The sequence below is a fragment of the Sulfitobacter litoralis genome (assembly GCF_900103185.1).
Classification (GTDB): domain Bacteria; phylum Pseudomonadota; class Alphaproteobacteria; order Rhodobacterales; family Rhodobacteraceae; genus Sulfitobacter; species Sulfitobacter litoralis.
Genome location: NZ_FNJD01000014.1, coordinates 66036 through 86230 on the forward strand (window position 1 = coordinate 66036; position 20195 = coordinate 86230).

The 20195-nt window shown below is 60.3% G+C and carries 22 protein-coding genes; 13 read left to right on the forward strand and 9 right to left on the reverse strand.

Annotation, left to right across the window (positions count from 1 at the left end; translation table 11 throughout):
- Positions 1–162: 162 nt before the first annotated feature.
- The 4 genes from rpsA to BLQ98_RS12085 all read left to right on the forward strand — a co-directional run bounded on the left by rpsA (position 163) and on the right by BLQ98_RS12085 (position 3430).
- Complete coding sequence (gene rpsA / locus BLQ98_RS12070; RefSeq protein ID WP_237271345.1) at positions 163–1839, forward strand: 30S ribosomal protein S1; 1677 nt, start codon at positions 163–165, stop codon at positions 1837–1839.
- 277 nt (positions 1840–2116) lie between these two features.
- Positions 2117–2401, forward strand: coding sequence for an integration host factor subunit beta (ihfB, locus tag BLQ98_RS12075; RefSeq protein WP_093733569.1), 285 nt, complete (start codon positions 2117–2119; stop codon positions 2399–2401).
- The gene (locus tag BLQ98_RS12080; protein ID WP_093733570.1) at positions 2401–2751 is read left to right on the forward strand and encodes a LapA family protein; all 351 of its coding nucleotides are present in this window, start codon (positions 2401–2403) and stop codon (positions 2749–2751) included. Before ihfB ends, BLQ98_RS12080 begins: the two co-directional genes overlap by 1 nt.
- Positions 2752–2785: 34 nt before the next feature.
- A complete protein-coding gene (locus tag BLQ98_RS12085; RefSeq protein ID WP_093733571.1) occupies positions 2786–3430 on the forward strand; it encodes a phosphoribosylanthranilate isomerase in 645 nt (214 codons plus the stop codon).
- Between the two features lie 19 nt (positions 3431–3449).
- Here the strand turns inward: BLQ98_RS12085 and kdsA are convergent, their stop codons facing one another.
- The 3 genes from kdsA to BLQ98_RS12100 are packed head-to-tail and all read right to left on the reverse strand — an operon-like array spanning position 3450 to position 6623.
- Positions 3450–4283, reverse strand: coding sequence for a 3-deoxy-8-phosphooctulonate synthase (kdsA, locus tag BLQ98_RS12090; protein ID WP_093733572.1), 834 nt, complete (start codon positions 4281–4283; stop codon positions 3450–3452).
- On the reverse strand, positions 4280–5986 hold the full coding sequence (locus tag BLQ98_RS12095; RefSeq protein WP_093733573.1) for a KpsE/RkpR family capsule polysaccharide export protein: 1707 nt from the start codon (positions 5984–5986) through the stop codon (positions 4280–4282). The genes kdsA and BLQ98_RS12095 overlap by 4 nt, the downstream gene beginning before the upstream one ends.
- Positions 5964–6623: an ABC transporter ATP-binding protein gene (locus BLQ98_RS12100; RefSeq protein WP_093733574.1), complete on the reverse strand. Its 660-nt coding sequence runs from the start codon at positions 6621–6623 to the stop codon at positions 5964–5966. Before BLQ98_RS12100 ends, BLQ98_RS12095 begins: the two co-directional genes overlap by 23 nt.
- 226 nt (positions 6624–6849) lie before the next feature.
- Here BLQ98_RS12100 and BLQ98_RS12105 point away from each other — a divergent pair, with 226 nt between their 5' ends.
- From BLQ98_RS12105 to BLQ98_RS12115, 3 genes are read left to right on the forward strand one after another with little or no spacing between them, the layout of a single operon-like run.
- Positions 6850–7437: a uracil-DNA glycosylase family protein gene (locus BLQ98_RS12105; protein WP_093733575.1), complete on the forward strand. Its 588-nt coding sequence runs from the start codon at positions 6850–6852 to the stop codon at positions 7435–7437.
- Positions 7430–8215, forward strand: a complete 786-nt coding sequence (locus BLQ98_RS12110) for an SseB family protein (RefSeq protein WP_093733576.1) — start codon at positions 7430–7432, stop codon at positions 8213–8215. The genes BLQ98_RS12105 and BLQ98_RS12110 overlap by 8 nt, the downstream gene beginning before the upstream one ends.
- Positions 8216–8270: 55 nt before the next feature.
- Entirely contained in the window at positions 8271–9692 is a 1422-nt protein-coding gene (locus BLQ98_RS12115) for an FAD-binding oxidoreductase (RefSeq protein ID WP_093733577.1), read from the forward strand.
- An 18-nt stretch (positions 9693–9710) separates the two neighbouring features.
- Here BLQ98_RS12115 and BLQ98_RS12120 read toward each other — a convergent pair whose 3' ends face one another.
- Positions 9711–10241 carry an adenine phosphoribosyltransferase gene (locus BLQ98_RS12120; protein WP_093733578.1) on the reverse strand — a complete coding sequence of 177 codons (531 nt, stop codon included), beginning with the start codon at positions 10239–10241 and terminating at the stop codon, positions 9711–9713.
- 216 nt (positions 10242–10457) lie between these two features.
- Complete coding sequence (locus BLQ98_RS12125; RefSeq protein WP_093733579.1) at positions 10458–11330, reverse strand: S-methyl-5'-thioadenosine phosphorylase; 873 nt, start codon at positions 11328–11330, stop codon at positions 10458–10460.
- Positions 11331–11499: 169 nt separating this feature from the next.
- On the opposite strand from BLQ98_RS12125, the gene BLQ98_RS12130 reads away from it, so the two are divergent.
- On the forward strand, positions 11500–13161 hold the full coding sequence (locus BLQ98_RS12130; protein WP_093733580.1) for a SulP family inorganic anion transporter: 1662 nt from the start codon (positions 11500–11502) through the stop codon (positions 13159–13161).
- 80 nt (positions 13162–13241) lie between these two features.
- On the opposite strand, the gene BLQ98_RS12135 is transcribed toward BLQ98_RS12130, so the two are convergent.
- The gene (locus BLQ98_RS12135; protein WP_093733581.1) at positions 13242–13847 is read right to left on the reverse strand and encodes a flavin reductase family protein; all 606 of its coding nucleotides are present in this window, start codon (positions 13845–13847) and stop codon (positions 13242–13244) included.
- A gap of 37 nt (positions 13848–13884) precedes the next feature.
- On the opposite strand from BLQ98_RS12135, the gene BLQ98_RS12140 reads away from it, so the two are divergent.
- Together BLQ98_RS12140 and BLQ98_RS12145 are read left to right on the forward strand one after the other, a co-directional pair.
- Positions 13885–14418: a GNAT family N-acetyltransferase gene (locus BLQ98_RS12140; protein WP_093733582.1), complete on the forward strand. Its 534-nt coding sequence runs from the start codon at positions 13885–13887 to the stop codon at positions 14416–14418.
- 53 nt (positions 14419–14471) lie between these two features.
- A complete protein-coding gene (locus tag BLQ98_RS12145) occupies positions 14472–15236 on the forward strand; it encodes an EcsC family protein (protein WP_093733583.1) in 765 nt (254 codons plus the stop codon).
- Here the strand turns inward: BLQ98_RS12145 and modC are convergent.
- From modC to modA, 3 genes are read right to left on the reverse strand one after another with little or no spacing between them, the layout of a single operon-like run.
- Complete coding sequence (gene modC, locus BLQ98_RS12150; protein WP_093733584.1) at positions 15233–16321, reverse strand: molybdenum ABC transporter ATP-binding protein; 1089 nt, start codon at positions 16319–16321, stop codon at positions 15233–15235. The two genes, BLQ98_RS12145 and modC, sit on opposite strands and share 4 nt — an antisense overlap.
- On the reverse strand, positions 16318–17007 hold the full coding sequence (gene modB / locus BLQ98_RS12155) for a molybdate ABC transporter permease subunit (RefSeq protein ID WP_093733585.1): 690 nt from the start codon (positions 17005–17007) through the stop codon (positions 16318–16320). The genes modC and modB overlap by 4 nt, the downstream gene beginning before the upstream one ends.
- Entirely contained in the window at positions 17004–17732 is a 729-nt protein-coding gene (gene modA / locus BLQ98_RS12160; protein WP_093733596.1) for a molybdate ABC transporter substrate-binding protein, read from the reverse strand. The genes modB and modA overlap by 4 nt, the downstream gene beginning before the upstream one ends.
- Positions 17733–17841: 109 nt before the next feature.
- Between modA and BLQ98_RS12165 the strand changes: the two genes are divergently transcribed.
- From BLQ98_RS12165 to BLQ98_RS12175, 3 genes are all read left to right on the forward strand, one after another.
- Positions 17842–18300, forward strand: coding sequence for an NUDIX hydrolase (locus tag BLQ98_RS12165; RefSeq protein ID WP_093733586.1), 459 nt, complete (start codon positions 17842–17844; stop codon positions 18298–18300).
- A 70-nt stretch (positions 18301–18370) separates the two neighbouring features.
- Positions 18371–18829 carry a DUF1178 family protein gene (locus tag BLQ98_RS12170; protein WP_237271355.1) on the forward strand — a complete coding sequence of 153 codons (459 nt, stop codon included), beginning with the start codon at positions 18371–18373 and terminating at the stop codon, positions 18827–18829.
- A 118-nt stretch (positions 18830–18947) separates the two neighbouring features.
- Complete coding sequence (locus BLQ98_RS12175; protein ID WP_093733588.1) at positions 18948–20186, forward strand: aspartate kinase; 1239 nt, start codon at positions 18948–18950, stop codon at positions 20184–20186.
- Positions 20187–20195: the final 9 nt, after the last annotated feature.

A 20195-nucleotide genomic window follows, 5' to 3' on the forward strand; every position in this document is an offset into this window, starting at 1 on the left:
GGGCGGATACACGTTTCGGGCGCAGTATATCAGGCAGGGTCGGTTTCATCCGGCCCTCTTTGTTTTGCGGATCGAATCCCATCGTGGATGACAACTTTAACCACAGACCGGCGGAGACAACCGCGCGGCCAGAAACCAAATGCTAAAGGAAAATCAAGCTACATGGCTATGAACTCAATGGAAGACTTCGAAGCACTTTTGGAAGAAAGCTTTGAAATGGACACGCCCGCAGAGGGCTCAGTTGTCAAAGGCAAGGTTATCGCGATCGAAGCGGGCCAAGCCATTATCGACGTCGGCTACAAGATGGAAGGCCGCGTCGAGTTGAAAGAATTTGCCGAGCCTGGCGAAGCTCCGAAAGTGGAAGTCGGCGACGAAGTCGAAGTGTTCCTGCGTCAGGTTGAAAACTCGCGCGGCGAAGCTGTTATCTCCCGTGAGATGGCGCGTCGTGAAGAAGCTTGGGACCGTCTTGAGAAAGCCTATGCCGCAGAAGAGCGCGTTGAAGGCGCGATCTTTGGCCGTGTTAAAGGTGGCTTTACCGTTGATCTGGGCGGCGCTGTTGCCTTCCTTCCGGGTTCCCAAGTTGACGTGCGCCCCGTGCGCGATGCCGGCCCTCTGATGGGTCTGAAGCAGCCATTCCAAGTTCTGAAAATGGACCGCCGTCGTGGCAACATCGTTGTATCGCGTCGTGCAATCCTTGAAGAATCCCGTGCCGAACAGCGTGCCGAAGTGATTGGCAACCTGACCGAAGGTCAGGAAGTTGACGGTGTGGTCAAGAACATCACCGAATACGGTGCGTTCGTTGATCTGGGCGGCGTTGACGGCTTGCTGCACGTCACAGACATGGCATGGCGTCGTGTGAACCACCCATCCGAGATTCTGGCGATCGGCGAAACCATCAAGGTTCAGGTCATCAAGATCAACAAAGAGACGCACCGCATCTCCTTGGGTATGAAACAGCTGCAAGAAGATCCATGGGATCTGGTTCAAGCCAAGTACCCGCTGGAATCCACGCACACTGGCCGCGTCACCAACATCACCGATTACGGTGCATTTGTTGAGCTGGAGCCAGGCGTTGAAGGTCTGGTTCACGTGTCCGAAATGTCTTGGACCAAAAAGAACGTACACCCCGGCAAGATCGTTTCCACCAGCCAAGAAGTCGAAGTCATGGTTCTGGAAATCGATGGCGCCAAGCGTCGCGTTTCCCTTGGTCTGAAACAGACCATGCGCAACCCATGGGAAGTGTTCGCTGAAACACACCCAGAAGGCACCGAAGTCGAAGGCGAAGTCAAAAACATCACCGAATTCGGTCTGTTTGTTGGCCTGCCAGGCGACATCGACGGTATGGTTCACCTGTCCGACCTGAGCTGGGACCAGCGCGGCGAAGAAGCGATCCAAGACTACCGTAAAGGTGACACGGTTCAGGCCGTTGTTTCCGAAGTCGACGTTGAAAAAGAACGCATCAGCCTGTCGATCAAAGGTGTGGGCGGCGACAAGTTCGCAGAAGCAGTGGGCGGCGTGAAGCGCGGTTCCGTTGTGACTGTGTCCGTGACCTCCATCGAAGAGGGTGGCATCGAAGTCGAATACGAAGGTATGAAAGCCTTCATCCGTCGCTCCGATCTGTCGCGTGACCGTGCCGAACAGCGCCCCGAGCGTTTCTCGGTTGGTGACAAGGTCGACGTACGCATCACCAACGTGGACGCGAAAGCGCACCGTCTGGGCGTCTCGATCAAAGCACGCGAAATCGCAGAAGAGAAAGAAGCAGTCGAGCAGTATGGCTCCTCTGACTCCGGCGCGTCCTTGGGTGATATCCTCGGCGCCGCTCTGAAGGGCGACGAATAAGCCTTAGCGCTTATCGCACACAATTTAGGGCCTCGCAGTGCAGACTGCGGGGCCCTTTTTCGTTCCGAATCGCAAGGGGGTGCAATGGAGCGGGTGAGGGCGGCTGGCCGCGCCATTCCGGGTGCCGGTGTGAATTATGGCCAAAAAATGACTGCAAAACAGCGACTTCCCGCCGTTTAATCACGATAATAGAAATTTGGATGACTTCACGAACGCGTTTGGTTTGCTATAGTCCCCTCTAGTTAAGACATAAATTGCGCACCTCGGAGGACGTTAAATGATCCGGTCAGAACTGATCCAGAAGATTGCCGATGACAATCCCCATCTCTATCAGCGCGACGTTGAGCGGATCGTGAATACTATCTTTGAAGAGATCACCGGCGCGATGGCCGCCGGGGACCGTGTCGAGCTGCGCGGCTTTGGTGCTTTTTCGGTCAAAAAACGTGACGCGCGCGTGGGACGGAACCCTCGTACTGGGGAAACGGTTCATGTAGAAGAAAAGCACGTGCCGTTCTTCAAGACCGGTAAACTGCTTAGAGATCGTTTAAACGGGAATTCCTAATGCGCTATGTTCGCTACCTCTGCATCGCAGTCTTCGCCATTGCACTGATCGCGGTCGCCTTGGCCAACCGGTCTATGGTGTCGCTGAAATTGCTGCCGACCGAGGTTTCGGGCTGGTTCGCAATGAACCCTGAAATCCAGGTGCCGCTGTTCATTGTTATTCTGGGCAGCATCATCGCCGGCCTTCTTGTTGGTTTTGTCTGGGAATGGATCCGTGAATACGGCCAACGTGCTGAAGCCGCCCGTCAGGCCCGCGAAATGCGCCGGTTGGAGCGTGAAGTCGCACGGTTGAAGGGCGAGAAGTATCAGGACCAAGACGAGGTTCTGGCGTTGCTGGATCAAGCAAGCTAAGCGGGCCTATGCCCCTTAGCGCAGGAACCATTCGATGACCCAAAATTTGCATGTGAAATTCTGCGGCTTACGCAGCACGCAGGATATTGCCGCGGCGGCTGCCGCTGGCGCGCGCTATGTCGGGTTCGTCTTTTTCGAAAAATCCCCGCGCCACGTCACGATCGAACAAGCCGCTGAACTGGCTGTAGAGGTGCCGATGGGGCTGTGTAAGGTCGCGTTGACGGTCAATGCGGATGACGCCTTTCTGGACGCGCTGACTGCCGCTGTGCCCCTTGATATGCTGCAGCTACACGGCCAGGAAACGCCCGAGCGTGTCGCCGAGGTCAAGGTCCGCTATGGGCTGCCGGTGATGAAAGCTGTAGGGGTCGCGGATGCAGATGACCTGCCGCAGATCGATGTCTATATGGCTGTAGCGGACCAGATCCTGATTGATGCTAAACCACCCAAAGGGGCGGCATTGCCCGGTGGCAATGGGCTGGCCTTTGACTGGCGTCTGGTTGCCGACCGCACATGGGATAAGCCGTGGATGCTGGCAGGTGGCTTGACGCCCGACAACGTGATAGAGGCGGCGCGTATGACCGGCGCAAGGCAAGTCGATGTGTCTTCCGGTGTGGAAAGCGCGCCGGGTGTCAAGGACGCGGGGCTGATCGCGGCATTCGGAAACGCCGCGAAAGTCTGAGTATTGGCAGGTTGCCCCCTTAGAAGGTTAGGGGGTATTCCTTGGCCAGCGCGTCGAACTTCATCAGCGATGCGATAAGGGCTGGCATCTGGTCCAGATAGATCATGTTGGGCCCGTCCGACGGTGCATTGTCAGGGTCTTCGTGGGTTTCAATGAACACCGCACCTACACCAATCGCTACAGCAGCGCGTGCCATGACCGGCGCAAATTCGCGTTGTCCGCCGCTTGAACCGCCTTGCCCGCCGGGTTGCTGGACCGAATGCGTCGCGTCCATCACGACAGGGTATCCGGTCTGCGCCATCTGCGGCAGGCTGCGCATGTCGGCGACCAGCGTGTTGTACCCAAAAGAGGTGCCGCGTTCTGTGAGCAAGATGCGCTTGTTGCCGGTGGATTCGATCTTGGCAACGACATTGGGCATGTCCCACGGGGCCAGAAACTGGCCTTTCTTAACATTGACGACCTTGCCCGTATTGCCAGCGGCCAGCAGCATATCGGTTTGGCGGCACAGGAAGGCGGGGATTTGCAGGATGTCCACGGCTTCGGCAGCGATGGCACATTGGGCCTCGGTGTGAACATCCGTTAGAACCGGCACGCCGATCGACTTGCCCACAGACTGCAACACGGCCAGACCTTCGTCGATGCCAAGCCCACGTTTACCGCCAAGCGAGGTGCGGTTGGCCTTGTCATAGCTGGCCTTGAACACGAACTGCGCGCCGACCGCGTCGCAGGCCTCTTTCATCTGGCCGGCGATCATCTGGGCGTGTGTTTCGCTTTCCAACTGGCAAGGGCCTGCGATCACCGTCAGCGGGCGATCATTCCCGATAACGACATTTCCAACGGTGACTTGGGTCATTTTGTTACCTGTTCTTTCAGAATAGAGGAGGTCAGCGATAGCATGAGGTAGATGCCCGCAAAGATCAGAAATGTCAAAATCGTGTTCTCGAACTTGCGCGGATATGTGGCGGATTGCGATGCGACAGGGCGCACCGCGACGGTCAGATAGCGCACCTGACGGCTGGCTTCGGTACGGGCCTGTTCCATCTGTGTGAGCGATGCCTGAAGTGCTGCATCTGCGGCGGCCAAATCGGCCTGCGCCAGTTGCAAGCTAACGGCCTGCTGCGCAAGAGAGTTCGTACCCTCTGTGGCGCTGTTCATGCGGTCGTTCAGCTTGTCCAGCTGTGCGCTAAGGCGGCGCACGTCGCCTTGGGCACCGTCCACCTTGGCACGGTTGGGGCGCGGGTTGTCGAGCAGGGCAGCAAGTTCGAGTTCCTTTTCCAACAGCAGTGTTTCGTAGTTGGTGATCTGCCCGCGGATCGACGCAATAACAGCCTGCGGATCGACGCCATTTTCAACTTGCAGCTTGATTAGCGCCTCCTGCGCCTCGCGGCGTTTGGCGACAGTCTGTTCATAAGCCTCGCGCGCGTCGCGCATACCGTCCTCGCGCTTTTGCTGCGACAGGGCGTTCACGCGTTCCTCGGCATAGTCGAGCAGGTGCTGAGAGAAGTCAGTGGCAACTTCCGGATCGGCGGCGATGACCTCCATCCGGATCATCCCTTCGGTGGGATCGTAGCCGATTTTGACGTTGTCCTTGTAGAATTTATACGCCTCTTCGTTTGACGCATCCGGGTTCATCCGCTGGATCGGGTCAATCTCGGGATTAGAGAAATGCTTCATAAAGCCAACGTCGCGGTCCAAGCGCAGCATAGCGTCTTTGGACTGCAGGTAACTTTGCGTCGCGATACTATCGGCAGAGTTGGCAAATTGCGTCGGCAGCAGCCCGCCAAGCGGGCCAAGCCCGCCGGTGCCCTCGTTCTGAATGATCAGGAACTGGCTGTCGGTCGCATACATCGGGGTGGCGATTTTATAGAAATAATAGCCTCCCATCACCGTGGGAAGTCCGACGAAAAACGCCAGCCGCACCGCCAAAAGCGCCATCTTGCGGCGACGACGTTTGGTGATGTCGCGCTGGATATCCGAGATTTCGCGCATCCGACGTTCCATCGGCTTAACGTCGGTGGAGGGCACATTACGCCCGCCTGTAGGTATCGTTTGCGGCAGTTGAATTCGGTTCTTGGACAGGGCCGTACCCGTGGATTTCTGATCTTGCGGGACGACGAGCTCCAGCATGTTGGAACGTTGGAACGGATCAATACCCTGATCGCGCAAGAGACGTACCGCATCAAAATCCGAGGTTGGCGCAAGCCCGTGTTTCTGGGCCACGCGCCGTGCCATCCGCAACTGGCGGCCGGTCAGCCCTTCGCGACGGATCGCGTCAATGTCCTGCTCGCCGCTGACTTCATCCGCCGAAGCAACCTCTCCGCTGCGCGGAGCCGGCGACGGGGTGGAACGCGGGGGCGCAGACGCGGGCGAAGGTGTCGTGGCTTGGGTTCTTTGGGCAGCTTGTGATGCGTTTTCCTGCGCTTCGCCTGCGACAGGCGGAACGTCGGAAGACGTAGCCGAAGCCGCCTTGGGCTTAGCCGTGTCGGTGCCCTGCGGGGTTGCCGCAGGGGCCGCGCGTTTGATGCGGAATTTTCTAGCCTTGGGTTTCGTAGTCATAAAGCTGTTTGGCCTCTTCCAAGGTGTCGAAGATATGAAGCTTTCCGCCAAGTAGTACAGCAGCGGACCGCGCGAATTGTTCCAACGTCTCGGCTTGGTGCGACACGATGATGATCGTGGTCGTTTGCAGGCGCTCTTGCAGAATTTCGCCCGCCTTGCGGTTGAACTCAACGTCTGTGGTGCTCGGCATGCCTTCGTCGATCAAATAGATGTCGAAATCAAGCGCAAGCAGCAGTGAAAAGGAAAACCGTGATTTCATCCCGGCGGAATATGTCCCGACCGGCTGGTCAAAATATTCACCCAAACCGCACAGCCAGCGGCAAAAACTTTCGACGTAATCAGGGTCTAGCCCATAGAGCCGCGCAATATAGCGGGCGTTTTCCATGGCAGAGATCTTGTTGATGACGCCGCCCATAAACCCCAATGGAAAGCTGATGTTGCAGCCCCGTCTGATTTCGCCTTCGTCCGGTTTTTCAAGCCCCGCCATCATATTGATAAGGGTCGTCTTACCGGTGCCATTGGGGGCGAGGATGCCAAGGGAATGACCCAAATCCACACGAAACGACACATGGTCCAGAATGACCTTGTGTTGCGTGCCAGTCCAAAAGGACTTGGATACGTTGTCAAATTCCAGCATGCCTGCTCCGATTGGTGCTGTTGCGGGTCTGTCGCGCCCTGTTTCCCGAGGCTTGTGCGGTGTCTAGCCCACTATTTTGACTATATTATGTCGTAGATGAGACCGTATTTACAAGGAGCCAAAGCATAGGGCACGCCGCAAGGGCAGGCCAGCGGCAACACGAAGCAGTCAACGCCCGAGCCATGCCCCGGTTGAAACCGGCACCCCGACCCTTAGGTCTAGGCACATGACAGATATCCGCCCGGAACTTAGCCAATGTACCCTGTGCGCCGACCGCTTTGCCGCGACGGCGACGGCGCATCGGCCTAATCCGGTCGTGTGGTTTCAGCCGGGGGCGCGGCTGCTGATTGCCTCGCAGGCACCGGGGTTGCGGGTTCACGAGGCGAACACGCCGTTCTGGGATGCCTCTGGTAAACGCCTGCGCGACTGGCTGGGCGTGGACGAGGCGACGTTTTATGACCGCAGCCGTGTGGCGATCATCCCCATGGCATTCTGCTTTCCGGGCTATGATGCCAAAGGCAGCGACCTGCCGCCCCCGCCGATCTGTGCGAAAACATGGCGGGCAGGGGCACTGGACACTGTGCCCGATGTGCGGTTGACCGTGTTGATCGGGGCCTATGCCATGCGGTATCACTTGCCCGAGTTCACCACTGTCACCCGTGCCGTCGCCAATTGGCAAAACCACCCAGAGGGCGTCTTTGCCTTGCCTCATCCGTCGTGGCGCAATACCGGTTGGCTCAAGAAAAATCCGTGGTTCGAGGAAGAGGTGCTTCCCCGGCTCCGCGCTGCTGTAAGGAATGTACTGGATGACTGACGCGACTCCGCTGGACATCGCCCATGCCGCCATGATGGCCGATGAAAGCGATGACGCCGCCCGCCTGCGGTTCTATGAACGCATGGCCGATGTGGAGCTGTTCCTGCTGCTCGAAGATGAACCGGACGCCGATCAGATCAGCCCCGTTCTGCTGGATGATGCCTATGTGCTGGTCTTTGACCGAATTGAACGCCTGGCAGCCTATGTGGGAGAGCCCGCACCCTATGTGGCGCTGTCGGGGCGTGCGATAGCAGGTATGCTGGAGGGGCAACCGCTTGGCATGGCGGTCAACCTTGATGTGGCCCCGTCGGCGATCCTGTTGCCCGACAGCGCGGTGGCATGGCTGCGCGAAACGCTCGCCCACGAAGCCGGAGAGGTCGAGGCCCGCATTGACCGCGTCCTACCGCCGACCGGCCTGCCCGAAACGCTGATCGCCGCGATTGATGCCAAGCTGGCGACCGCCACGGGCATGGCCGCAGGGGCTTGGTTGGTCGGGGTCGAATATACCGGCGGCGGGCGCGGGCATCTGCTAGGCTTTGTCGGCGCAATCCCGCGGGCCCAAGATGCGCTTGTGCGTGCGGCATCCGAGGCGCTGACGTTTTCGGGGATCGATGCAGGGGCAATGGACGTGGGATTCTTTGCGCCGTCTGATCCGACGGTCGAAAAACTGTCAAAGGTCGGACTGCGCTTTGATCTGCCGCAGATGGACCCGCTGGAGAAAACCCCACGGATGGAGGCTCCCGGATCTGATCCGTCCAAGCCGCCGATCCTGCATTAACCGGTACCCGCCAAAGCCGCTTGCATCCCGCCCCGCTTGGCGCGATCAATAGGCCATGACATTGAACCCCGCCGATCCCGCATTCGAGGCCGCGTTGCGTGCCGATCTGTCGCCCGACGTGTTCCGCGAGGTCGAACCGCGCTATCTGGAAGAACCACGTGGGCTCTATGCGGGGAAATCCGCAGTACTGGCGCTGCCGCGCACGGTCGAAGAGGTCGCGACCCTGATCCGTCACGCCAATGCAGCGCGGGTCGGTGTGATCCCCTACGGCGGGGGCACCGGATTGGTCGGGGGGCAGGTGGCCGAATCCGGCCCCGCACCGCTGATCCTGTCGCTGGAACGCATGAATAAACTCCGCGCGGTGTACCCTGATGAGAACGTGCTGGTGGCCGAAGCGGGGATGATCCTGTCAGACGTGCAAGCCGCCGCCGAAACCGCCGACCGCCTATTTCCCTTGACGCTCGCGGCCCAGGGTTCTGCCCGCATCGGGGGCAATCTGGCGACAAACGCAGGCGGTACCGGCGTGCTGCGCTATGGCAACGCCCGTGATCTGTGTCTGGGCCTTGAGGCCGTGCTGCCCGATGGCCAGATCTGGAACGGGCTGACCCGATTGCGCAAGAACAACACCGGCTACGATTTACGTCATTTGCTGGTCGGGGCCGAGGGCACGCTTGGCGTCATCACCGCCGCGGCGCTGAAACTCTTTCCGCGTCCGGCCAAGACGGGAACCGCGCTGCTGGTCGTGAACTCTCCGGCAGCGGCGCTGAAACTGCTGTCGCTCGCGCGCAGCCAGCTGGGCGAGATGATCAGCGCCTTTGAAATCATGAATGGCGTCGGGCTGGATTTCCTGACCGAAAAAATGCCCGAGCTGCGCCAGCCCTTCGATACACCCCCTGAATGGAGCGTGCTGATCGAATTGGGGCTCAGCGGTGAACTGGACCCGATGGCATCGCTTGAAACGCTGTTCGCCGCCGCCTTTGAGGCGGATCTCGTCACTGACGGGCTGATCGCGCAAAGCCAGCAGCAGTCCGAAGATTTCTGGGCCGTCCGCGAGATGATGCCCCATGCCAACCGCCAGATCGGGTCGATCTCCAGCCACGATATCTCGGTCCCCTTGGGGGCGCTGCCTGAGTTTATCATTCGGGCGGGCGAAAAAGTCACGGCACTTGGGGATTTCAGGATCAACTGTTTCGGTCATGTGGGCGACGGCAACCTGCACTATAATGTTTTCCCCGTGCAGGGGCGCAGCCGCGAGGACCATCTGGACGACCGTGGCGCGATCAAGGCGGCGATCCACGATCTGGTGCATGAATTGGGCGGTTCTATCAGCGCGGAACACGGCATCGGGCGGCTCAAGGTCAAAGACCTCGAACGCTATAGCGATCCCGCGAAGCTGTCGGCGCTGCACGCGATCAAGGCAGCCTTGGACCCCAAGGGGATCATGAATCCCGGCGCGATGTTCCCTGCGCCGGAGTAAGTGTGTCGGCGGCGCGGCTTACGCGCCGTCAAACGCGCAGAGCGCGTTGACCTCCATCCCCATCGCTTCCAGCCGCTTGCGCCCGCCAAGTTCTGGCAGGTCGATGATAAAGGCACAGGATACGATCTCGCCGCCCAAACGCTGGATTAGCTTGATCCCCGCCTCGGCGGTGCCGCCAGTGGCTAGCAGATCATCGACGACCAGAACCTTCTCACCGGGTTTGATCGCGTCGTCGTGCAATTCGACAATCGCCTCGCCGTATTCGAGCTTATAATCCTGTGAGATGGTGCGACCGGGCAGCTTGCCCTTTTTGCGGATCGGTACGAACCCTACCGACAGCTGGTGCGCAATTGCGCCGCCCAGAATAAATCCGCGCGCCTCAAGCCCGACGACCTTGTCGATGTCGATACCGGCATAGGGGTGCAGCATCTGGTCGATGGCCATACGGAACCCGCGCGGGTCGGCGAAAAGCGTGGTCACATCGCGAAACATGATTCCTTCGTGAGGGAAATCGACAATGGTACGGATGTAATCTTGAACCTGTTTCATGCAGTGCTCCGGTCGTTGGGCTTTGGTCGGTCGCCACACCAGCGCAACAACCGCGCCACAGCGTTAAGCGACCCGCCCTCTGTCAGCAAGCATGTTCCACAGCGCGGCCGCGCCGGACATCACGTCAAGAACCGCACCGCCTGTCTTCATTTTGCCAAATAAACTCACCTGCCACAGCACCCGCCACGGGCGCTGCGACAGCGTTTGCAGCGCGCCCTAAAGCACCCGACCGGCGACGGCATCCAGCTTGGCTACCAGTGCTGCGTCGCGCATTTCAGGCTGGGTCATGATCGCATACTCCAGCGCGCGGTCGCAGCCATGCGGGCAGGGGGCGCGGTCAGCCCCAAGCAACTTTGGCAGGCGCGAGACCAACTGCCGGCCCTTGTCAGCGTTGCCCGTCAGCGTCTCGATGATCTTGGTCACGTCAACCTCGCCATGATCTGGATGCCAGCTATCGTAATCCGTGATCATCGCGATCGACGCATAGCAAAGCTCTGCCTCGCGGGCCAATTTAGCTTCGGGCATATTGGTCATGCCGATCACATCCGCGCCCCAGCTTTCACGATACATCTTGGATTCGGCCAGTGTGCTGAACTGCGGGCCTTCCATCGCCAGATAGGTGCCGCCACGGTGCACATTGATGCCAGCGTCGCGCGCTGCAGTTTCGCACGCGTCGCCCAAACGCGGGCAGGTGGGGTGCGCCACGCTGACATGGGCCACGCAGCCGGTGCCAAAGAACGACTTTTCCCGCGCAATGGTCCGGTCGATGAACTGGTCTACGATGACAAAATCACCCGGTGCCATTTCATCGCGGAACGACCCGCAGGCAGACACACTGATCACATCCGTGCAGCCCAGCCGTTTGAGCGCGTCAATATTGGCGCGGTAGGGCACGCTTGAGGGCGCATGCACATGCCCGCGACCGTGTCGCGGCAGAAAGGCCATTTCTACCCCGTCGAGCCTGCCGGTCAGGATTGCATCCGAAGGCGGCCCCCACGGGCTTTCCACGGTAAGCCACTCGGCCCCCTCCAAGCCATTGATATCATAGATGCCGGAGCCGCCGATCACGGCGATTTTAGTCTGTGTCATGAAGGTGCCTTTGGATTGAGTTGGCGGCAGAGTATCAAGCGTAGCCCTTAGGGAAAGCCTCAAATCCGGGGTCGGACCCTCCCGTGCCTTTCATTTTGTTCACGTTTCAGCTAGGAGGCGGCAACGACCTTTCCAACTTATTGATGCGATTTGACCCGAAGGATGCCCGATGGCGCGTACCACGTTCCGTAGTTTTACCAAAAATCTTGATGTGACCGATCTGCGATGGATGCCGGGAGAGGGGTTCTCTCCCTCGCGTCTGCGCATTGAACTTTTGTCGGGTCTGACCGTCGCTCTGGCCCTCGTGCCCGAAGCGGTGGCCTTTGCCTTTGTTGCGGGTGTGAACCCGTTGGTGGGGCTGTATGCGGCGTTTCTGGTCGGTCTGATCACCGCGTTGATCGGGGGGCGTCCGGGGATGATCTCTGGCGCGACAGGGGCCTTGGCCGTGGTGATGGTGGCCTTGGTTGCGCAGCACGGTGTTGAATATCTGTTCGCCACGGTGGTGCTCATGGGGCTGATCCAGATTTTTGCGGGCGTCATGCAATGGGGCAAGTTCATGCGGCTTGTTCCGCATCCCGTGATGCTGGGCTTTGTAAACGGTCTGGCAATTGTTATTTTCCTAGCCCAGATGGGCCAGTTCAAAGTGCCGGGCACGATGGTCGATACAGGGCACGGCATGTCGGGCGGCGAATGGCTGTCGGGCAGCCCGTTGTATCTGATGCTGGCGCTGGTTGCCGCGACCATGGCGATCATCTGGATCATGCCACGTTTGACCAAGCTTATTCCCGCGCCGCTCGCAGGTATCGGCATCATCGCCATTCTGGTGATCGCGACCGGCATGGACGTACCGCGGGTGGGGGATCTGGCCTCTATTGAGGGTGGCTTCCCGATGTTCCACATGCCGTTTGGCGACGGGCTTGGCCTGTATGGCACCGCGTTGGCTCCGTTCAACCTTGAGACGCTTTATATCATTCTGCCCTATGCCGTTATTCTTGCGGCGATCGGCCTTATTGAATCACTGCTGACGCTGAACCTGGTCAGCGATATGACAAATACCCGCGGCGGTGCCAGTCAGGAATGTATCGCACAAGGCGTGGCGAATACCGTAACAGGCTTCTTTGGCGGTATGGGCGGTTGTGCGATGATCGGCCAGTCGATGATCAACGTCAAATCAGGCGGGCGCACACGGGTTGCGGGGATCGCTGCGGCGGTGTTCCTGCTGCTGTTCATTCTGGTCGGCGCGCCACTGATCGAACAGATCCCGCTGGCAGCACTGGTCGGGGTGATGTTCATGGTCGTGATCGGCACCTTCGCGTGGAACTCCTTTGGTATTCTGCGCAAAGTACCGCTGACCGATGCCTTCGTGATCCTGCTGGTCACCGTCGTCACCGTATATGAGGACCTTGCGGTCGCGGTGGTCGTCGGTGTGATCGTGTCGGCGCTGGCCTATGCGTGGAACAATGCGCGTCGCATCCACGCCAAAACCTACACCACGCCCGACGGGGCCAAGGTCTATCAAATTCAGGGGCCTTTGTTCTTTGGGTCTTCTGAGGGGTTCGTGGAGCTGTTCAACGTCAAGGGCGACCCCAGTGAGGTGATCGTCGATTTCGAGGACAGCCGCGTGGTGGATCAATCTGCCCTTCAGGCGATCGAGACGATTGCCGCGAAATACGAAGGCGCGGGCAAGCGTATCCAATTGCGCCACCTCAGCCGCGATTGTCACCGTTTGCTGAAGAAGGCCGGGCATCTGATGATCGATAGTGACGATGATCCCGAGTATCAGGTCGCCGTGAACTATCAGGTTCGTACCGGTATCCTTGGCGGCCACTAATCCGCCCGACCGACTGAAACGAAAAAGCCCCCGATGCAAACCGCATCGGGGGCTTTTGTTTTTGTGCTGAAAAGGTCGGATCAATCGTCGGGGCGGATGATCTCGAACACGTCGGTCACCCGGGCGTAATCGCGATAGCCCAAGCGGGAAAGGGGCTGGTAGGTCGTCACATCGAACCGCCCGTCCTTGATGCAATCGTCGCGCATATGCACGCCCACAACTTCGCCGAAGACGGCAAAGTTGTTCTCCCCTTCGATTTTGACCATCTGGGTCATGCGGCATTCCAGACTGGCAGGCGCCAGTGCGACACGTGCGCAGCTGATCTGGTCGCAGTCCGCTTTTTCGATCCCCGCATGACCGAATTCATCGGCTCCATGAGGCAGTGTGGCCGAAGAAGCGTTCATCGCATCGCGCATCGCATATTCAACAATGTTAACACAGAAGACGCCGGTTTCACGGATATTCGCCATGCTGTCCTTGGTCCCGTCCACATCGGCTTTGGTGCCGGTTGACGCAAACATCACCTGTGGCGGCGTATAGGCAACACCATTGAAAAAGGAGTAGGGGGCCAGATTGTCGTTCCCGTCCGCATCGCGGGTTGAAATCCATCCGATGGGGCGCGGTGTGACAATCGCGTTGAACGGATTATGGGGCAGCGGGTGGCCATCTTGCGGGCGGTAGAACATCAAAATCTCCTCATGGTTTGCACCTATGGCTAGCGCCATGATAAAGGCAGCGCCACAGGAAAACCGTCCAGAGGGCCACGCCTTGTATCACATCACCCCCGAGACGGCCGCAGATCGCTGGGAAGTCGAAGCATTATACGACACCTGCTTTGCGCCCGGGCGCGAGGCGCTGTCGTCCTATCGCCTGCGTGATGGCGTGCCGCCGGTGGCAGGGCTGAACCATGTGGCACGTGACGCGGGTGGTATCCTTGCCGGGGCTATTCGCTATTGGCCAGTCTGTATTGCCACCCATCCCGCGCTGTTGTTGGGGCCGGTTGCTGTGCACCCCACGCGTCAGGGCGAAGGGCTCGGCGCGTTGCTGATCGAAGGGAGCCTCGCGCAGGCGGCCCCACTGGGGTGGTCGCGGGTGATGCTTGTGGGGGATGCGCCTTACTACAACCGGTTCGGGTTCAGTTTGCTGTCCGAGGTGGTGATGCCGCCGCCGACAAATCCTGAACGGGTGCTTGGCCGTGCGCTGGTAGAAGGCGCATGGGAGGGCATTTCAGGGGATGTCACTGCTTGGCCACATTGAAAGTGGCGAGGCATTAGCCCACATTCTAGCGAAACAGGCAGAGGCTCCGGAAAATGCAAATCGAAAGCAACCTACCCAGCACCATTGATGTAGAGGCACGGCTGGACCAGATCGCCAAGCGCTACAAGAGTGCGGGCGGGGTGGGGATCAACGTGTTGAATGTCATCGGCGGTAGCGCCGAAGGCCTCATCGACAAACTACCATCGCCGATACGGCGCAATCTTGAAAGCGCAACCGTCAAGGCGCTGGGCCAGGCGATGAAGGCTGCGACCACGACACGGTCGATGGTGCCGGATCAGAAAAGTTGGTTGAACATTGCAGTGAGCGCGGCAATGGGGGCTGCGGGCGGTGCAGGTGGTTTGCCCACGGCGCTGGCAGAACTGCCGGTGACGACCACGCTGCTGCTGCGCGTCATTCAGGGCGTTGCGGTCGAACACGGGTTCGATGCCCATGCGGAAAACGTGCAATTCGATTGCGTGCAGGTGTTCAGCGCCGCGGGGCCGTTGTCAGAGGATGACGGGGCCGATCTGGCGTTTCTATCGGCACGGGTCGCGTTAAGTGGGCGGGCCATGCAGGCGGTGATTGCCAAAGTGGCACCGCGTCTGGCGCTGGTCTTGGGGCAGAAGCTGGCCGCGCAGGCGGTGCCGGTGCTGGGGGCGGTGGCCGGTGCAGCGACCAACTATGCCTATACCAGCTATTACGAAGATATGGCCCATGTGCATTTCGGGCTGCGCAAGCTGGCGATTGATGCGGATGTGCCCCACGAAGAACTGGTCGAGCGGCTGCGCGCTAAGGTCGGGCTGCGCAAGATCGCCTAGCGTCCGATGCTGCCCGGCGCGACTGTGGTGGCCTTGAGGATCGCATAGCAAGTCATGCCCGGTACCAGCCCCAGTTCGGCAACAGCGCGGGCGGTCACGCGGCTAAGCAACCGGTCGCGTCCCGCCCGCAGGGCAATGGCTGCGCCCGGACCGTCGCCGGGGTGAACCGCCTCGACCGTGACGGGCAGCACATTGACCGAGCTCAGCCCCTCGGGGCGGGTCAGGGACAGGATCACATCCTGGGCCAGAACCCGCAGTCGCACGCGCGCACCGGCATCGGCGTGCACGCCGGGCAACTCTAGCTCTCCGGCGCTGATCCGCAGGGTCGTGATCCCGTCATTCCCATGCTCAAGGACATCCGCCTCGATCACCGCACCCGCCTCGCGGACACCAAGCAGGGGCACGGCGGCGGGGTCTGACATGACATCGAACAGCGGGCCCTGCGCCTGCACCTGGCCATTCTGGATCAGCACCAGCGTATCGGCCAGCCGCGCGATCTCGTCCACCGCGTGGCTGACATACAGGATCGGCAGCCCCAGCGGCCCGTCGCGCAGACGTTCAAGAAAGGGCAAAATCTCTTGCTTGCGCGGCCCATCAAGACTGGCCAGCGGTTCATCCATCAGCAGCATGCGCGGGTGGCTTAGCAAGGCACGTCCCAAGGCGACCCGCTGTTTCTGGCCGCCCGACAGGGTGGCAGGGGCGCGGGCCAGCAAGGTTTCTAGGCCCAACAGGGCGACCACATCCTTTTGGGCGGGGCCGGTGCTGCCGCGCGGCGCATAGCGGGCCCCAAACATCAGGTTCTGTGCCACGGTTAGATGCGGGAACAGCCGCGCGTCCTGAAATACGGTGCCAAGGCGGCGTTTATGCGGGGGCACATAGATGCCGCCTTCGGTGTCCATCAGCACCTCTCCGTCGATCACGACGCGCCCGCGGTCAGGCTGCAAAAGCCCCCCAACCGCGTTGATCACGGTCGATTTTCCGGCCCCCGACCGGCCAAACAGCGCAGTGATGCCCGGCCCGGCTTCAAGCGCGAGGTCCAGCGCAAAGCCGTCAAAGCGGTGCGACAGGGACAGCGAGAGCGTCATGCGCCTGCAATCCGTTTTGCGACGCGGCGGGCCAGCACCTCGGACAAAAGCACAGCGCTTACTGCGATGACCGATGACATAAGCACCATCGCCACGGCCTGACCCTCGCCACCGGGAATTTGCAGCGCGGCCCAGATGGCGCTTGGCAGGGTTTGCGTCTGGCCGGGGATATTGGCGACAAAGGTGATCGTGGCCCCAAACTCGCCCATGGCTTTGGCAAAGCCCATCACGGTCCCCGCCAGCACACCGGGCAAGATCAGGGGCAGGGTGACACGGACGAAAACCGCCGCGCGGGGGGCGCCGAGCGTGGCAGCGGCGTCCTCGAGCCTGGGGTCCACCGCCTCTATCGCCAGCCGCATGGCACGGACCATCAGCGGGAACCCCATGATGATCGCGGCCAGCACCGCGCCGGACCAATGGAACGCCAGTTGAAGCCCGATTGCGTCCAGCGCACGGCCCAAGGGCGCGTTCCGCCCGAACGCCATCAGCAACAGATAGCCCGTCACCACAGGCGGCAAAACCAGCGGCAGGTGCACGGCGGCATTCAGCAGCGCCTTGCCCCAGAACTCACGTCGCGCCAGCAACCACGCCACCCAAAGCGCAAGCGGTATTGCCAGCAGTGTCGCCCAACAGGCCACCCAAAGCGACAGGCGCAGCGCGTCCCATGCGGCGGCGTCTACCGTCATTCGGGCCGCGGCTCGAAGCCGTAGCGGGCAAAGACCGCACGTGCCCCCTCCGAGCGCAGATGCGCCATGAAGGCGGCCCCGCTGTCCGTCAGAGCCGCGGCAGGGTAGGTGATCGGGCTGTGTGTATCCTTTGGGATGTCATAGACGATGCGAACCTGCGGCTCTGCCATAGCGTCGGTGCAGTAGACCACACCAAGCGGCGTCTCTGCCCGTGCAACAAGAGCAAGGGCGCTGCGCACGTTATCTGTTTCTGCCAAATGCGCAGAGATGGCTTCCCATTGTCCGGTCTTTTCGAACCATTCACGCGCATAGATACCAGCGGGCACAGCGTCGCGCTGCCCCATAGCCAGCCGTGCATCGCCAAGGGCACCTGCCAGATCGGCAGGGTCGGGTGCGATGTCGCTGTCGGCGGGGGCGATCAACACCAACGCATTGCCCAGCAGATCAACCACGGCGTCGGGATCAACCGCGCCGCGATCGCGCAGCCAGTCCATCCAGACCGGCGCGGCCAGCAGGACCACATCGGCAGGGGCCCCCGCATCAACCTGCCGCGCCATGGTGCCCGATCCGCCAAAGGATAGCGCCACATCACCGTTATAGCCGCGCGCGACCTCGTCCAGCGCGCCGCGCAGGCTGGCAGCGGCAAAGACGGTCACCGAAGGCTGCTCGGCCATCGCGAGGGTGGGCAGTAACACTGCAACGACATGAGGCAAAAAACGTTTCATCCGCGCAGTATCAGTCAAGCGGTTGGGGCGTGCAAGGGCGACGGGTCTTGTCAACTTGGCACGGGTAGGCTTTTCTTGATGCACCATCTTCGGAGACAGAATTCCTCGCATGAAACAGTTGCCCATATCCCTGCAAGGTGCCCGCAAGGGAGAGGTAAGAACCCAGTTCGCGGCGCTGTGCTATCGCGTGCGTCAAGGCAAGGTGCAGGTGCTGCTGATTACCTCTCGGGGGGCAAAACGCTGGATCGTGCCAAAGGGCTGGCCGATGGATGCCAAGACCCCCGGTGCAGCCGCCGCACGCGAGGCGTGGGAAGAGGCAGGCGTCAGGGGGCGCGTCACGGGGGGCTGTCTGGGCGTCTATGCATACCTCAAGGCGATGGACGACACTGCGCAGTTGCCTGTCCTCGCCATGCTCTACCCGATCGAGGTCAAGATATTGGCCGATAAATATCCCGAAGCGGGTCAGCGGCGACGCAAATGGATGTCGCGCAAGAAGGCTGCCAAACTGGTGTCCGAGCCCGAGCTGGCGCGGATGATCCGCGATTTTGATCCGCGCGGGCGAAGCTAAGCCGCTTGACGGGGCCGGATCGCACCCCCATTTTAGATACCTTAACGACGAGAGGATGCCTGCGGGCGCGATGATCAAGTTTTCGCTGAAGTGTGAACGCGACCACCAGTTCGAAAGCTGGTTCAAATCTGCCGCCGCCTTTGATGCGCTGGCGCAGGCGGGGCATTTGACATGTGCGATATGCGGGTCGCCCGAGGTTACCAAAGGCATGATGGCCCCGCGTGTCTCGACCGGCGACGCCCGCACAAACAGCCCTAAGGATGACACGAAGCCGGACACGGCGGTGCCCGTCCTCTCGAAACCGCAAAGTGAGCTGGAAAAGGCGTTGAAAGCCTTGCGCAAAAAAGTCGAATCTTCGTCGGAATATGTCGGCAACAATTTCGTTAAAGAAGCCCGCGCCATGCATCTTGGCGATGCGCCTGACCGGTCGATCTATGGCGAAGCCCGTCTGGACGAAGCTGTCGCCCTGATCGAAGAAGGTATCCCGCTGACGCCACTGCCGTTCCGGGCCAAACGCTCCACCTCTTAGGACCGGCTGAACAGGGGCGGGCCCCGTGTTGTATACCTGTGCACTCCCAGCGGCCTGCGGGCTTGCTAAGGGCGGCGCTTGCGCGTACACCGCGCCGGAGTTTTGCAACGGGGGACATATGCCTGTTCTGGTGATGAAGTTTGGTGGCACGTCGGTGGCCACTTTGGACCGTATCCGCCGCGCGGCCAAACGCGTGGGCGTCGAAGTGGCCAAGGGCTATGACGTGATTGTCATCGTTTCTGCCATGTCCGGAAAGACGAACGAGCTGGTCGGCTGGGTAAACGAGACCTCTCCGATGTATGATGCGCGTGAATATGACGCTGTCGTATCGTCCGGCGAGAACGTGACCGCAGGCCTGATGGCGTTGACATTGCAGGAAATGGACGTACCGGCGCGCAGCTGGCAGGGGTGGCAAGTGCCGGTCAAGACGACCTCGGCGCATTCGTCTGCGCGGATCGAAGACATTCCGCCCGCAAATATCATGACCAAATTCGGCGAGGGCATGCGCGTTGCGGTTGTCGCGGGCTTTCAGGGCGTTTCCCCCGAGGGCCGGATCACCACGCTGGGGCGTGGCGGATCAGACACCACCGCGGTCGCTTTTGCCGCTGCCTTTGATGCAGAGCGTTGCGACATCTATACGGATGTGGACGGGGTTTACACCACCGACCCGCGGGTCAGTGCCAAGGCGCGTAAACTAGACAAGATCGCCTTTGAAGAGATGCTGGAACTGGCGTCGCTGGGGGCTAAGGTCCTGCAAACCCGGTCGGTTGAACTGGCGATGCGTTACAAGGTCAAGCTGCGTGTATTAAGCAGTTTTGAAGAACAATCAGACGAGGCTGGAACGCTGGTCTGCGCCGAGGAGGAAATTATGGAAAGCAATGTAGTATCCGGTATCGCGTTTTCGCGTGACGAAGCAAAGATGACGCTGGTTTCGGTGGCGGATCGCCCCGGCATTGCCGCCGCGATCTTTACCGCGCTGAGCGAAGGTGGCGTGAACGTCGACATGATCGTTCAGAACATCTCGGAAGAGGGGCGCACCGATATGACGTGGTCTTGCCCTGTCGATCAGATTAAACGCGCCGAGGCAGCGATTGATGCCGCGAAAAAATCGGGCGAGCTGAATTTTGACGATCTGATCGCAGACACGGATGTGGCCAAAGTGTCGGTCGTGGGCATCGGCATGCGCAGCCATACCGGCGTCGCGGCCAAGATGTTCCAAGTGCTGTCGAACGAGGGCGTGAACATCAAGGTCATCACAACTTCCGAGATCAAAATCTCTGTGCTGATCGACCGCAAATACATGGAGCTGGCCGTTCAGGCGCTGCATGACGCGTTCGAGCTCGACAAAGCTGCTTAAATCGCAGGC

What these genes read in the sequence shown, in the direction of transcription:
- BLQ98_RS12110 (WP_093733576.1), top strand. Translation starts at nt 7,430, where the DNA reads ATGACTGACGCGACTCCGCTGGACATCGCCCATGCCGCCATGATGGCC.
- modC (WP_093733584.1), bottom strand. Translation starts at nt 16,321, where the DNA reads ATGACGCTCTCGCTGTCCCTGTCGCACCGCTTTGACGGCTTTGCGCTG.
- BLQ98_RS12100 (WP_093733574.1), bottom strand. Translation starts at nt 6,623, where the DNA reads ATGCTGGAATTTGACAACGTATCCAAGTCCTTTTGGACTGGCACGCAA.
- BLQ98_RS12080 (WP_093733570.1), top strand. Translation starts at nt 2,401, where the DNA reads ATGCGCTATGTTCGCTACCTCTGCATCGCAGTCTTCGCCATTGCACTG.
- BLQ98_RS12140 (WP_093733582.1), top strand. Translation starts at nt 13,885, where the DNA reads ATGATAAAGGCAGCGCCACAGGAAAACCGTCCAGAGGGCCACGCCTTG.
- modA (WP_093733596.1), bottom strand. Translation starts at nt 17,732, where the DNA reads ATGAAACGTTTTTTGCCTCATGTCGTTGCAGTGTTACTGCCCACCCTC.
- BLQ98_RS12095 (WP_093733573.1), bottom strand. Translation starts at nt 5,986, where the DNA reads ATGACTACGAAACCCAAGGCTAGAAAATTCCGCATCAAACGCGCGGCC.
- BLQ98_RS12130 (WP_093733580.1), top strand. Translation starts at nt 11,500, where the DNA reads ATGGCGCGTACCACGTTCCGTAGTTTTACCAAAAATCTTGATGTGACC.
- BLQ98_RS12175 (WP_093733588.1), top strand. Translation starts at nt 18,948, where the DNA reads ATGCCTGTTCTGGTGATGAAGTTTGGTGGCACGTCGGTGGCCACTTTG.
- rpsA (WP_237271345.1), top strand. Translation starts at nt 163, where the DNA reads ATGGCTATGAACTCAATGGAAGACTTCGAAGCACTTTTGGAAGAAAGC.
- BLQ98_RS12165 (WP_093733586.1), top strand. Translation starts at nt 17,842, where the DNA reads ATGAAACAGTTGCCCATATCCCTGCAAGGTGCCCGCAAGGGAGAGGTA.
- BLQ98_RS12115 (WP_093733577.1), top strand. Translation starts at nt 8,271, where the DNA reads ATGACATTGAACCCCGCCGATCCCGCATTCGAGGCCGCGTTGCGTGCC.
- BLQ98_RS12125 (WP_093733579.1), bottom strand. Translation starts at nt 11,330, where the DNA reads ATGACACAGACTAAAATCGCCGTGATCGGCGGCTCCGGCATCTATGAT.
- modB (WP_093733585.1), bottom strand. Translation starts at nt 17,007, where the DNA reads ATGACGGTAGACGCCGCCGCATGGGACGCGCTGCGCCTGTCGCTTTGG.
- BLQ98_RS12105 (WP_093733575.1), top strand. Translation starts at nt 6,850, where the DNA reads ATGACAGATATCCGCCCGGAACTTAGCCAATGTACCCTGTGCGCCGAC.
- kdsA (WP_093733572.1), bottom strand. Translation starts at nt 4,283, where the DNA reads ATGACCCAAGTCACCGTTGGAAATGTCGTTATCGGGAATGATCGCCCG.
- BLQ98_RS12170 (WP_237271355.1), top strand. Translation starts at nt 18,371, where the DNA reads ATGATCAAGTTTTCGCTGAAGTGTGAACGCGACCACCAGTTCGAAAGC.
- BLQ98_RS12145 (WP_093733583.1), top strand. Translation starts at nt 14,472, where the DNA reads ATGCAAATCGAAAGCAACCTACCCAGCACCATTGATGTAGAGGCACGG.
- BLQ98_RS12085 (WP_093733571.1), top strand. Translation starts at nt 2,786, where the DNA reads ATGACCCAAAATTTGCATGTGAAATTCTGCGGCTTACGCAGCACGCAG.
- BLQ98_RS12135 (WP_093733581.1), bottom strand. Translation starts at nt 13,847, where the DNA reads ATGTTCTACCGCCCGCAAGATGGCCACCCGCTGCCCCATAATCCGTTC.
- BLQ98_RS12120 (WP_093733578.1), bottom strand. Translation starts at nt 10,241, where the DNA reads ATGAAACAGGTTCAAGATTACATCCGTACCATTGTCGATTTCCCTCAC.
- ihfB (WP_093733569.1), top strand. Translation starts at nt 2,117, where the DNA reads ATGATCCGGTCAGAACTGATCCAGAAGATTGCCGATGACAATCCCCAT.